The organism is Pseudoxanthomonas sp. J35 (genome assembly GCF_000513995.1).
Classification (GTDB): domain Bacteria; phylum Pseudomonadota; class Gammaproteobacteria; order Xanthomonadales; family Xanthomonadaceae; genus Pseudoxanthomonas.
Genome location: NZ_KI911335.1, coordinates 88,940 through 101,003, shown reverse-complemented (window position 1 = coordinate 101,003; position 12,064 = coordinate 88,940). Strand labels below are relative to the sequence as shown.

Annotated in this window: 9 protein-coding genes; 1 reads left to right on the top strand and 8 read right to left on the bottom strand. The window is 66.5% G+C overall.

Translation table 11 applies throughout. The features are described 5' to 3' along the window. Window positions 1-279: 279 nt before the first annotated feature. The 8 genes from cas2e to cas3 form a co-directional block, all read right to left on the bottom strand. Complete coding sequence (gene cas2e / locus PSEJ35_RS0114235) at window positions 280-582, bottom strand: type I-E CRISPR-associated endoribonuclease Cas2e (protein ID WP_028918359.1); 303 nt, start codon at window positions 580-582, stop codon at window positions 280-282. Beyond that, complete coding sequence (cas1e, locus tag PSEJ35_RS0114230; RefSeq protein WP_232207679.1) at window positions 579-1,508, bottom strand: type I-E CRISPR-associated endonuclease Cas1e; 930 nt, start codon at window positions 1,506-1,508, stop codon at window positions 579-581. Before cas1e ends, cas2e begins: the two co-directional genes overlap by 4 nt. A gap of 107 nt (window positions 1,509-1,615) precedes the next feature. Continuing rightward, window positions 1,616-2,287: a type I-E CRISPR-associated protein Cas6/Cse3/CasE gene (cas6e, locus tag PSEJ35_RS0114225; RefSeq protein ID WP_028918357.1), complete on the bottom strand. Its 672-nt coding sequence runs from the start codon at window positions 2,285-2,287 to the stop codon at window positions 1,616-1,618. Then, window positions 2,284-3,048 (bottom strand): type I-E CRISPR-associated protein Cas5/CasD, encoded by a 765-nt coding sequence (gene cas5e, locus PSEJ35_RS16405; RefSeq protein WP_051412704.1) that lies wholly within the window; start codon window positions 3,046-3,048, stop codon window positions 2,284-2,286. The genes cas6e and cas5e overlap by 4 nt, the downstream gene beginning before the upstream one ends. A gap of 5 nt (window positions 3,049-3,053) precedes the next feature. Further along, window positions 3,054-4,271, bottom strand: coding sequence for a type I-E CRISPR-associated protein Cas7/Cse4/CasC (gene cas7e / locus PSEJ35_RS0114215; protein WP_028918356.1), 1,218 nt, complete (start codon window positions 4,269-4,271; stop codon window positions 3,054-3,056). A gap of 27 nt (window positions 4,272-4,298) precedes the next feature. Next, window positions 4,299-4,856, bottom strand: coding sequence for a type I-E CRISPR-associated protein Cse2/CasB (gene casB / locus PSEJ35_RS17070; RefSeq protein WP_084635569.1), 558 nt, complete (start codon window positions 4,854-4,856; stop codon window positions 4,299-4,301). Next, a complete protein-coding gene (casA, locus tag PSEJ35_RS0114205; protein WP_037083442.1) occupies window positions 4,853-6,466 on the bottom strand; it encodes a type I-E CRISPR-associated protein Cse1/CasA in 1,614 nt (537 codons plus the stop codon). The genes casB and casA overlap by 4 nt, the downstream gene beginning before the upstream one ends. A 33-nt stretch (window positions 6,467-6,499) precedes the next feature. Next, on the bottom strand, window positions 6,500-9,277 hold the full coding sequence (gene cas3, locus PSEJ35_RS16400) for a CRISPR-associated helicase Cas3' (protein WP_198014194.1): 2,778 nt from the start codon (window positions 9,275-9,277) through the stop codon (window positions 6,500-6,502). A gap of 316 nt (window positions 9,278-9,593) precedes the next feature. Between cas3 and PSEJ35_RS0114195 the strand changes: the two genes are divergently transcribed. Next, complete coding sequence (locus PSEJ35_RS0114195) at window positions 9,594-11,825, top strand: NADP-dependent isocitrate dehydrogenase (RefSeq protein WP_028918353.1); 2,232 nt, start codon at window positions 9,594-9,596, stop codon at window positions 11,823-11,825. Window positions 11,826-12,064: the final 239 nt, after the last annotated feature.

The window sequence follows — 12,064 nt, the reverse complement described above, 5'->3', positions numbered from 1 at the left end:
TGCGGTTCATCCCCGCGAGCGCGGGGAACACCGGCAGTGCGCTGGCATAGTCGGCCACGAAGGCGGTTCATCCCCGCGAGCGCGGGGAACACATCTCCAGGGCGAATTCCAGCGCCAAGACCGTCGGTTCATCCCCGCGAGCGCGGGGAACACGTGGCTGAGCTGGATTCACTGTTCGATCCCGCCGGTTCATCCCCGCGAGCGCGGGGAACACACTTGACGCAAGCCATTGATTCACCAATGGAAAAATGGCTTACAGGATTCTACCAAGCTGAATTTTCAAAGAGCAGTAGCATCCGGTGGCGGACGAAATGCCACCAGACGCAAGCCATCAAAGTCCACGGGCATCCGGCGGTTCGAGCCAAGCGTCTGGAACTCATACCCGGATTCGTGGCGACTGGCCCAGGCCATGACCACGTTCCCGTCCTCGCAGCCTTCGGACAACTGTTGCCAGATCATCTCGCGGGTACGACGGGACACGTCGCCTATGTACACGCCCGCGCGGACTTCCAGCAGCCACAGGGCAAGCCTTCCCCGCAGGCGGGGTGGCACGTTCTCAGTGACGACCACCAGAAAACTCATCCCTGCGTCCTGTGCCCGACTTCACCAATGCCATCCGGGTTGGGAATTGCCGGTGGCACGGATTCGGACGGAGCCTCGGGGGGCTGGATGCCGCCAGCCCCCAGCACCGCCTCGATGGTCGGGATGATGCGACCCAGGAGTTTCTCGCTGCGAAACAGGTCGCGACAAGCCAGGCGGACCTCGCGCTCGGGTTCCCGCGACGCCTGGGCTGCAACACGAAAAGCAACGGGCACCACCGTCTCGAACTTGAACAGGTCGGCTATGTCGTACACGAACGAGAGCGGCTTGCCGGTGTGGATGAATCCGACCGCCGGCGCATAGCCTGCTGCCAGCACCGCTGCCTCGGTGATCCCGTACAGGCAAGCCGTAGCCGCGGACAGGCAGCGGTTGGGTATGTCAGCCGCATCCCACTCCTCGCGGTCGTAGTTCCGGGTACGCCAGTTCACGCCATACTTCCGGGCCAGCAACTTGTAGGTCTCGCGGACACGCACGCCTTCGATTCCGCGCAACTGCTCGACACTACGCCGTAGTGGCGCTGGCTCCCCGAAACGAACCTCGTACATCTTCCGGACGACCTTCAACCGCAGTTCGTCGTCCAGTGCGAGCTTGGCCTGGTAAAGCAGGCGGTCAGCACGTGCTCCTCCTGGCTGGCCACTGGCATAAAGACGGACACCTGACTCGCCGACCCAAACGAGCAGGGTGCCCACCAGGGAAGCCAGCCTGACGGCGGCGTGCGAGACGCGCGTACCCGGTTCCAGCATGATGCAGGCCACAGATCCGATCGGGATGTGCGTGCGCACTCCGTTCTTGTCCACCACCACGAAAGCGCCGTCCAGCACATCGATCTGCCCATACTGGACGAAGATCATCGACACCCGGTCCTTCATCGGAAGGGGCTTGAGCGGAGGAAGCAGTGGTGTGCTCATCTTTCTCAGATCAGGTCAGGTACCTGCGTCGTGCATGAAGCTTCTCCCGGTCGCACCGGAAGCCGGGTGGTGCCGCCGGCCTGATGCCGACGGGACCACCCAATCAGTCAGCAAGGCTTGAGCAGCAGCAGCCCCAAGCCGAAACTGCGCCCATGCCCCAAGCCCTGGCTCAGGGTAGCGGTCAGCTTCTCCGGATCCGCCACACGCAGGACACCACCGAATTCGGCAACGCCGAGGGTGACGGCGTGACTTCCCTTCTGCGTGCGCAGAACCTCGTAACGCTCCACGTGACACGCTTCGATATCGAACCCATGCCTCTCGCCCCGGCGACGCAACCATTCCGGCAGCTCCTCGTGCACCACTCGCTGACGTTCCGGGGCCCGTTGCTCCGGCTTTACCCGCAGTTGGTGCAGTCGGGAAATGACGTAGTCCTGGCGCTTGCCCCGGCCAGCTGCTGACGCTTCCGTGCGCGTGGGGTTCAGGCGTATGCCGAAGCGGTAGCACTCTCCGACCCGCAGCCTTGGCTGGTAGGGTTTGCATTCCACATGCCAACCCGGGATCTCGCGCGGGCGATCCTGGCTGACCACGAGGAAGCGCAGTACGTCGGCGTCCTCGTCGGGGAGTTGGCGGAACAGGAACGGCTGAGGAGTCCCTTCCGGCCGCTCGAACATTCCCCACAGGGCCTGATGCTGGCGGTAGGGATGGACGCGCAGCGCACGCAGGTGTTGCCGCTCATCCCTGACGCCCGCCACCATGGTCACCCGGCTGAACCAGCTCATGGCCGCACCTCCTGCTCCGGGCCAATGCGCCAGTGCCGGCCCTCGGCAAACAGGCGGCGAGCCGTATCCAGGGGATGGTCGCGACGCACGACCAGGTGCTTCACCCCCGGCAGCTCACCGGGCTCGACGCCTTCGTCTACGCGGTGGAGATAGCTGCCCTTGCAGCTACGCAGCCAGCCATCCGCGCCGAAGTCCCTGAAACGGTCGATCCGGGCGAGAGCGTAGTCTTCGTAGCCAGCCAGCGCCCGTGCCCAGGTATCGGCCTGCAAGCGGTGGGGAACCACCGGCCAGGCCGGCGGACAACTCTTGCGACCGAGGTACAACGCGAAACGGGGACGTCTCAGGACCTGTTCCAATCCATCGAGGCGCTCGCCTGATCTGCACGCCACGCCGATGGTCGCGGCATAACCAGCGTAGTAGTAACGGTCCGACAGCACGGTATTCAGGTCGTCCTTCGCCACCGACAACTCGTCGCGCCGGGTGCGGCAAGGGCGGCCTTTCAATGCCGCCTGGCCAGGTGCCTGTGCGGTGTGGTAATCGCGCTGGAGGCTCGCGCCAGTGCTGACCCGCGCGGCGATGTACAGACCTTCAGCCAATGCATGCTGGGCGGCGACATCATCACGCTCGAGACCCGAGGCCGCAGCCAGCAGGCCGAGTACCGCCGAGCGCGAAGGAAGCAGTTCCGTGTCCCGCACCTGTCCGGGGGCCACGCCGCCGAAGCTGGCCAATGGCGCTGCAAGTTCGAACAGCAGCCAGTGCATGACGTTTACTCCAGTCCGTCCGGGGTGCCTTCGTCCAGGCCACGGGCAACGAAGTCGACGAACTGGTGGAAGCGGGGCCGCGAATCAGCCTGCACGCCCCTGTCCAACGTCGAGGTATCGGCATCGGTCGCATTGAAGTGCAGGCGCATACCGTCGAAGCCGTACACATCGTCGAAACGCACCACCAGGTCCCGCAGGCGTTCGGCAGCCCGGGCCGCCATGTCCATGTCCGAGGCCTCCACCGGGCGCAGGAATGCCGCCGTCAGCTGGCGGGGGGCTTCGTCGCTCAGTTCCGCCAGGCCGAAGCTGGCCCGGGCGTTGCTGGCGAAACTCTTCTGCTTGCCGGTGGGCGCCACCGATACCACCGCTTCTGCAAGCGCGCGCAAGGTACGGGCCGCCAGTTCCACGTTCCCGTCCAGGTTCCGAACCAGCAGCTCGCGGTCGACGCATACATACTCGTAGAACACGCCCGATCCGAAGCCCAGGTCGCCGAGGTGACCGGAGCCGGTTTCCTCGTCCGTGTTGAGATCATCCACCGCCGAGAAGAAGTCATCTTCAGGAACGGCTCTATGCACGGTAATGGCATGCGCCACCTGTGCAGCGGCTTCCACGCTGTACTGGGGGCGATCCGAGGTTTCAGCCTTGCGTGACTTGTCAGCGGTCAGCATGCGCCCGAACAACGCCAGGTCCGCGGTGGCATTGCTCTTCCTCAGCAAGGCAAGCTGGTCGGCTGAAGGGGCCTGCTTCGACTGGGCCAGGGTACGGGCCAGAGCGAGGATGGCCTCGCGCTCCTCGTGCGACAGGAATACCAGGGTCTCGACTTCGTTGCTTTCCCCCTTCTTGCCTTTGCCACGCTTGCCCTTGCCGGCGCCTTCCTCGGCGCCTTCAGTGACCTGCTCGCCGTCCTCGCCTTCCTTGAGCTTGCCAAAAGCCTGGGCGATGAACTTGGACCAATCGAACGCGCGTTTCTCATCTAGGCCCGCCTTGAGCATCTCGTCCATCGCAAGCTGGCCAATCTTCTTCGTGCGGGTACCCAGATGGCCAGCCAGCGCCGACTGGAACACGTCGCTGGTACGCCAGGTGCGTTTCAGGCTCTGGGAAGAAACGCGCAGGCGGGGCACATTGCCGACTACGGCGGTCTTGGGCATTCCCAGGTCGTCGCGGTTGAGGTTGGACGGTCCATAGGCGGTGAGCACATGCAATTGCAGGAAACGGTGCTTCATGTTCTGTCCTCGATTCCGTGAGTAATTTCAGGCCGCGTCAGCGGTCGGTTCGGATGGTTGCGGGTGGGTAGGGGCTGCGTCTCCGGTGAAGTAAGCGCGCGCAAACGCACGCCGTCCCTGCTCGCCATGCAGGTCAAGCCAGGCCTCCACCACCGCAAGGGGATGCACGGGCCCGTCCAGCAAGGGCAGGGCACGACGCAGGTGCTGCAGGCGTTCGTCGCTGTCGGCGGCACGCAACAGGCGCTGAAACCTCAGCTCGGAGAGGCGGCGTCGTTCTCCGACGGGCTGTCCGAGGAGCCTTGGCAACCGGCCTGGCTCCGGCAACGCGTCTACCTCATCCTGCTTGGGCCAAGGCGCCACATTGCGTTGTGCCAGCAGCACCATGGCACCATCCGCCACTGCCTCTTCCAGCCATCGTGACCCCAAGCAGGAAGCCAATGCCTGGGCGAAGACTTCGGTCTCCTCGTAGCCGACTGCATCGCCACAGCAGGCGGCGCGACGCAAGGCCGAGCGCAGGCGGCCATTTCGTTCTATGGCGCAGCTTGCACGATGCACTACCTCCGCCCATCGTCTGCGATCCCTCATGCTGCTTTCTCCTTCTTTCCGGTTGCAGTCGTCCGACCCGCCTTCGCGGCGGGACTGGCGATTCCAAGCTTCCTGGCCAGTCCGCCATGGACGGCCTGGAGCAGGTTGCGGTGGGCAATGGAAACGCGCCTCAACGCCTGTACGGTTTCTTCTGCCGCATCACCCTGCTCGGCATGCCGCTGGAAAAGCTGCAAGGCCACACCCGCCAGCTGCTTTTGCCAGCGGCGACGCAGCTCCTGGTGGAACTGCACCTGTTGTTCCTCGGTCGCCTCACCCATGGCCGCAAGTTCGCCGACCAGGCGGTAGAAAGCCTCCTCGGTCCGGCTGAACAGTTCGCGCTCGACCACGCTGGTATCCCCCGCGCCAGTCCCACCCCAGGCAACCCGCAACTGCTTGGCCAGCTCCTGACGGACATGTTCCGCCCCGCCCAGCCAGATACGGACCTCATGCAGGACGGCAGCCCTGCGGGCTTCGTCCAGGTCCAGGTGGCGAAACCGCACTTCGTGCCAAGCCAGGCATTTCATGTTGTCCATGGCAAAGCCCGTGGCCCACACCGAATCGGCAGGCAGCTGAACACGCAGCTCCATGCCCAGCCGCTCGCTCCTCAATGAGCGGGGGCTGCGGAACTGTTCACTGTCCTCGCAAGCCAGGACCCAGTCGGCATAGGTAAATCCGGTTTCCCGGACGTGGATCGGCAAGAGGCTTCCGGCCTTGTCGCGGTAGTACGGCGACAGCGGGTGCTGGAACAGGTCGCTGCGGTAATTGGCGCCGAGGTTGCGCATCTCCATGGCGATGGCGCAGGGGCCGCGCTGGCCGGTAAGCGAGCAGGTACCCTCAACCTCGAAGTGCAGGCGGATGCGGCGCGGCGTGGCGAAGTAGCACAACAAGGCCTGTTCGATGTCGCTGGGCGGTTGCTCCGCCAGGTGGGTGTGCACGTCGCGTCCGCCCTCGCTGGTCAGGCACGGCGCCATCCAGGGAAAGACGACGTCCAGCCGCGGCTCGTCGCCTTCCAGCACCAGGGTGTTGAGCCACAACTTGCGCCACAACGGTGTCGTCTCGTTCCCCAGCCTCGGGGGCCACAGCAACATTGAAACAGGGCCGCCTCCCCGGACCGACGTGCGGTGGCCCTGCCCTCCCGCTGGTGCGTTGATCTGCAGGGTAAGCAACGCCTGGGCGGCAATCGGCATCGACAGGGTCGTGCCTTCGCTGCGCTTGATGAACAGGTCGGTGTTGTTGCGCAACGTATTGCCGCCAGGCGCCTCCAGCAGCAATGCGGACAGGTCGCCCGCCTCATCGGGCTCGAAATCCATGTCCTGCATGAAGCGATGCGATCCAGTGTCTAAGGAGAAGCAATGCCCGAGCTCACGCCACCGTTCGAACGCGGGCCGCTCCCGACCTTCGGCGACCCGTCGCCACTCCGGCTCGTTGTCCGGCGCCAGCCACTGCATCAGCCCGACCAGGAACTGCGCCAGCGCGGCATTGAAGTCTGGCCGGATCGCGTCAAGCTCCAGGGGCGGGTCTTCTTCGTCCGCCAGTTGCAGTGGCGAGATCAGGCGTGGTCGACCACTGGCACAGCGAACCGGAATCCATGGATCGGTCATCAGGTTCATCAGCTCCTTCCTCCTCCGTCTCCTGCGTTCCCCTCAGGTCTCCCGAACCCGTTTCCCGCGTCTTAAGCCGGTTCTGTCGCAATAGCTGAGACTCAGCGGAGGCTCGCCAGCCAGGGTGCAGGACCAGGTGCCGTTGCCGTCCTCCACCAGCGGCAGAACCAAGCGATAACGCAACGCCGGCACGCGCTCCCTGAGGTCCGCCACCAGGGCCGCCAGGCGTACATCGAGACAGGCGGGCTCTTCGATCCGGGCCATCCAGTGGCCGGGCAAGCGGATGGAACTCAGCGCCCAGACATCCTCGTCCTGGCCGCAACGCCCAGCAGCCCATGGCTCCAGGCCGTGGCCGGTGGCCCGTACCAGCACCGCCTCGATGCTGTCTCCCAGCCGGGTGCCGATGCGCTCATCGCTATCCCAATCGGCGCCGCAGTATCCCCCGGACAGGGAAATGGCGTTCTGGCCGGCCTGCGCTCCCTGTGCGATGACCTTGCCCAGTTCCCTGTCCTCGGCCGTCTGCAGGGCATCCGGGATCGGCTCGCCGTCTTCGCCATAGACCTCCTCCACCAGGGTGCGGAACTGGCCGGGAAGCTCGATATGGCAGCCGATCGCGCGTGCGCTGCGGTAGACGCACCCGTGTGCTGCATAGACGTGCGCGGCGCCACGCGAGAAACGCGCATACCAGTCACCCGCGGGTTCGGCCTCGCGGTCGGGACCGAAGACCACGACCGGGCCCGGCTGGCGGCCGTCCCCGGCCTGGCCGTCGCGCAACAGGTTGCCCCGCGCGTCGCGCAGGTGGCGGCGGTAGCGGCCGAAACGTTGCAACATGACATCGACCGGGCACAGGTCGGTGACCATGCGGTCGGCATCGGCATCCAGGCTTTCCTGGAAAACCTGGGTCGTGACGATGATCCGCCCCCTCCGGCGTGCCGCGTCGCTGTCCCGGCCCAGTGTCGCCAGGACCTCTTCCTGGATGCGCCGGCGGTCGACAGCGGCGAAGCGGGCGTGGAACAGCGTGCACGCATCGGCACCGAAATGCTCCGCTAGAGCCGACCAGGCCGCGCAGGCATCACCGACGGTGTTGCGCACCCAGACCACGGCCTCGCCCGCCGCATGCCACGCGGCGATCCGGTCCAACACCTGGTCTTCGGTCGTCAGGTACTCGACATCCATCGCCCGCCTGCTGTGGCCTGCGGACGGGAACGCCTGTTCCTGGGCACAGGTTCCGAACGACCCCGACCAGCGGGTCAACAACGGATATTCCAAGGACTGCGCCTGGGGCGCCTGCACCAACGTGCCGCGCCGGCGCCCGCCTCCTGTCGCCCTTCCACCAGGCTGCCAGCGGCGGATCCCCGCGGAGTAGGTGGCCAGCAGGCGCGAACGCAGTGCCAGGGGAAGCGTGGCCGACAGCAGGATGGCACTGCCGCCAGACGCGGCGTGCAACTCCAGGGTACGCAGCAGTACCTGGGTCATGTAGGGGTCGTAGCTGTGGACTTCGTCCACCACCAGGACCTTGCGGAACAGCCCCAGCAACCGGAGGGACTGGTGGCGGACCCGCAAGGCCGCCAGCAGGGCCTGGTCGAGCGTTCCCACGCCGATCTGCGCAAGCAGCGCGCGCTTGTTGCCCTGGGCCAGCCATTCGGTCAAGCGCAGGGTTGCCGAACGCCCTTCGCCCGGCACCTCGTCGTCGAGCTGGGCCAGGTGGCGCAGGAACGCATGCGACTGGTCACGCATCCCGTGGGCCAGGACGAGCGTGGCGCGGGAGGGGTCATCGAACCATGCCGGCACGTCGCGGGTGACGCGCTCGAACATCTGGTCGGCGGTGGCCTGGGTCGGCAGGCCGAAGAACAGGCCATCGGCCAGTCCCGCATCGATCAGACGCGCAGCCAGGATCAACGCTGCTTCGGTCTTTCCCGAACCGGTCGCATCTTCAAGCACGAACAACTGGGGTTCGGGCGGAATGTCGATGGCGGCCGCCGCGGCCTGCGCCGGGCGCAGTCCTTCGGCCAGACGCGGCAGCAGGACTTCGGCGGTGTGGTAGGGCCGTGGCCGAACGGAAACGACTCCCGCCTCCTCCACGGCCCGGCATGCCGTCGGCAACGCATGCCGCTCCCAGTACTCCTCCGGCGACAACGCCCGCAGGTCCGGCCCGGCGTATCCGAACCACGTGGTGTTCGAGCCGATCCAGTCCGCCAGCACCGCCAGGCCGGCAATCCACCAGCTGGCCAGTGCCGCCCCCTCCCCGTCGCAGGAGGCGGGCAGGGGACCAGGCAGGAACATCCGGGCACACCAGGCGAAGAATCCCTCGGCAGCCTCGCGGCTCCGCGGAGACATCACCTCGCGCAGGCTGGCCAAGGCCATTCCTGCCCCCGGCGGCAAGGCCGGTGGCGGCATGCCATGGTGGCCGAAAGCCGGCGCCAGCAGCACGTTCCATAGATCCGGCCCCCAGTCGGGCAATGGAGCCGGAAGCCTCCGTTCCTCCGCCAGCCAGGCAAAGAACAGCGCTCCGATCGCGTCATGGCGCATATCGCCTGGCAGGCGCGGCAATGGAGGGTCGAAGGCATGTTCGACCAGTTCTGGAACCTTGTACTGGAAGCTTTCGGCGAATTTGCCGATGTCGTGCACCGCCAGCAGGAACACCAGCAGCTGCCGGGTCGGCGCCTCGTCCAGGCCTAGCCAACGCGCAAGCTGGCCCAGGAGCTCGGGACGCCGATCCAGATAGGCCTGCCCGCAAGCGGCCACGTCGAGGCAGTGGAACACCAAGGGATGGTGCGACGTCAGATCGTCCCGCCTTCCGGCCTTTCCCCAGTAGGCCATCCATGATCCGGCTTGCATGCCCAGCCGCCCTCCAAGGCTGCCTGAGATCATACGAAACGGGCACAAGGCCACAAGTGCTGCGAGCACATCGGGCGATCACCCACTCGCCACCGCCCGCTGGCGGCGACGATAACAGGTCGAGCAGGCCACAGGCGGTGTACCCGGGCCAACCATACCGCCGGGGATGGCCGGGTGCGCGCATCGCTGGGCAAAACACGCGACAATGCGGGGGTTTCGCCGCCGGGTCCGCCGCACGGGCGTTCCGGCGCTTTCCTGTTCCGTATCGCCGATCCGCACCAGAGAGCCCCCGCCGACCATGTCGAATACGCCCAAGATCATCTACACCCTCACCGACGAAGCGCCGTTCCTGGCCACGCAGTCGCTGCTGCCCATCGTCCAGGCCTTTGCCGCCACCGCCGGCATCGAGGTCGAGACCCGGGACATCTCGCTGGCCGGCCGCATCCTGGCGCAGTTCCCGGACTATCTCGACGAGGGGCAGAAGATCGGCGACCACCTGGCCGAGCTGGGCGAACTGGCGACCCGGCCGGAAGCCAACATCATCAAGCTGCCCAACATCTCCGCCTCGGTCCCGCAGCTGAAGGCCGCGATCAAGGAGCTGCAGGGCAAGGGCTACCCGCTGCCGGACTATCCGGACGCGCCGAAGGACGAGAAGGAAAAGGACATCCAGGCCCGCTACGACCGGGTCAAGGGCTCGGCCGTGAACCCGGTGCTGCGCGAGGGCAACTCCGACCGCCGCGCGCCGGCCTCGGTGAAGAACTACGCCCGCAAGCATCCGCACCGCATGGGCGCCTGGAGCAAGGATTCGAAGTCGCACGTGGCGCACATGGACGCCGGCGATTTCTACGGCAGCGAGCAGTCGGCCACGATTGCCGAGGCCGGCAGCCTGCGCATCGAGCTGGCCCAGGCCGAGGGCGGGACCGTGGTGCTGAAGGAGAAGGTGGCGGTCAAGGCCGGCGAGATCGTCGACGCCTCGACCATGAGCCGCAAGGCGCTGGCCGCCTTCGTCGCCGCCCAGGTCGAGGACGCGCGCGCCCAGGACGTGCTGTTCTCGGTGCACCTGAAGGCGACCATGATGAAGGTCTCCGACCCGATCATGTTCGGCGTGGTGGTCTCGGAGTTCTACAAGGACGCGCTGGCCAAGCACGCCGACGTGCTGGCCTCGGTCGGCTTCTCGCCGGAGAACGGCATCGGCGACCTGTACGCGCGCATCGCTTCGCTGCCGGAAGAGCAGCAGGCGGCGATCAAGGCCGACATCGAGGCGGTGTACGCCAACGGCCCGGCCGTGGCCATGGTCAACTCGGACAAGGGCATCACCAACCTGCACGTGCCTTCCGACGTGATCGTCGACGCCTCGATGCCGGCGATGATCCGCGACTCCGGCCGCATGTGGAACGCCGAAGGCAAGCTGCAGGACACCAAGGCGGTGATCCCGGACCGCTGCTACGCCGGCGTGTACCAGGCGGTGATCGACGACTGCAAGGCGCACGGCGCGTTCGACCCGACCACCATGGGCTCGGTGCCGAACGTGGGCCTGATGGCGCAGAAGGCCGAGGAATACGGCAGCCACGACAAGACCTTCCGCATCCCGGCCGACGGCACCGTGCGCGTGGTCGACCAGGACGGCAAGGTCGTGTTCGAGCACAAGGTCGAGGCCGGTGACATCTGGCGCATGTGCCAGACCAAGGACGCGGCCATCCAGGACTGGGTCAAGCTGGCCGTGAAGCGCGCCCGCCTGAGCAGCACCCCGGCGGTGTTCTGGCTGGATTCCAACCGTGCCCACGACCGCGAAGTCATCGCCAAGGTCGAGAAGTACCTCAAGGACCACGACACCACCGGCCTGGACATCCGCATCATGTCGCCGGTGGAGGCCACGAAGTTCTCGCTGGAGCGCATCCGCCAGGGCAAGGACACCATCTCGGTGACCGGCAATGTCCTGCGCGACTACCTGACCGACCTGTTCCCGATCCTGGAGCTGGGCACCAGCGCCAAGATGCTGTCGATCGTGCCGCTGATGGCCGGCGGCGGCCTGTTCGAGACCGGCGCCGGCGGCAGCGCGCCCAAGCACGTGCAGCAGTTCCTCGAGGAGAACTACCTGCGCTGGGATTCGCTGGGCGAGTTCCTGGCCCTGGCCGCCTCGCTGGAGCACCTGGCCGAGCAGACCGGCAACCAGCGCGCCAAGGTGCTGGCCAAGGCCCTGGACCAGGCCAACGGCCTGGTGCTGGACAACAACCGTTCGCCGGCGCGCAAGGTCGGCGAGCTGGACAACCGCGGCAGCCACTTCTACCTGGCCCTGTACTGGGCGCAGGCCCTGGCCGCCCAGGACGAGGACGCCGCGCTGCAGGCGAAGTTCGCGCCGCTGGCCAAGGCCCTGGCCGAGAACGAGGCGAAGATCGTCGCCGAGCTCAACGGCGCCCAGGGCAAGCCGGTGGACATCGGCGGCTACTACCAGCCGGACCTGGCCAAGACCGCCGCGGCGATGCGCCCGTCGGCGACCTTCAACGCGGCGCTGGCCGCGCTGTCGGCCTGACCGACGCGTCCACCCCGCAGCACCCGCGACGCCCGGCTCCATGCCGGGCGTCGTCGTTTGCGGGCGGCGGTCGTTGCGCCGCGGTCGCCCCGGTCGCCTCGGTGTCGAACACGAACCCGTGCATGGAGGCCATGCCGCGGAACATCGCCGCCATCTGCCGGAATACCGCTCCGTCGTGCCAGCCAGCCATCGCCGTCTCCTTCGGGACTTGAATGCAGATCAAGCTAGCCCGATGCTGA

Excerpts from the sequence above, each read along its gene's own strand:
- cas2e (WP_028918359.1), bottom strand. The coding sequence starts at position 582 with ATGAGTTTTCTGGTGGTCGTCACTGAGAACGTGCCACCCCGCCTGCGG.
- cas1e (WP_232207679.1), bottom strand. The coding sequence starts at position 1,508 with ATGAGCACACCACTGCTTCCTCCGCTCAAGCCCCTTCCGATGAAGGAC.
- cas6e (WP_028918357.1), bottom strand. The coding sequence starts at position 2,287 with ATGAGCTGGTTCAGCCGGGTGACCATGGTGGCGGGCGTCAGGGATGAG.
- cas5e (WP_051412704.1), bottom strand. The coding sequence starts at position 3,048 with ATGCACTGGCTGCTGTTCGAACTTGCAGCGCCATTGGCCAGCTTCGGC.
- cas7e (WP_028918356.1), bottom strand. The coding sequence starts at position 4,271 with ATGAAGCACCGTTTCCTGCAATTGCATGTGCTCACCGCCTATGGACCG.
- casB (WP_084635569.1), bottom strand. The coding sequence starts at position 4,856 with ATGAGGGATCGCAGACGATGGGCGGAGGTAGTGCATCGTGCAAGCTGC.
- casA (WP_037083442.1), bottom strand. The coding sequence starts at position 6,466 with ATGAACCTGATGACCGATCCATGGATTCCGGTTCGCTGTGCCAGTGGT.
- cas3 (WP_198014194.1), bottom strand. The coding sequence starts at position 9,277 with ATGGCCTACTGGGGAAAGGCCGGAAGGCGGGACGATCTGACGTCGCAC.
- PSEJ35_RS0114195 (WP_028918353.1), top strand. The coding sequence starts at position 9,594 with ATGTCGAATACGCCCAAGATCATCTACACCCTCACCGACGAAGCGCCG.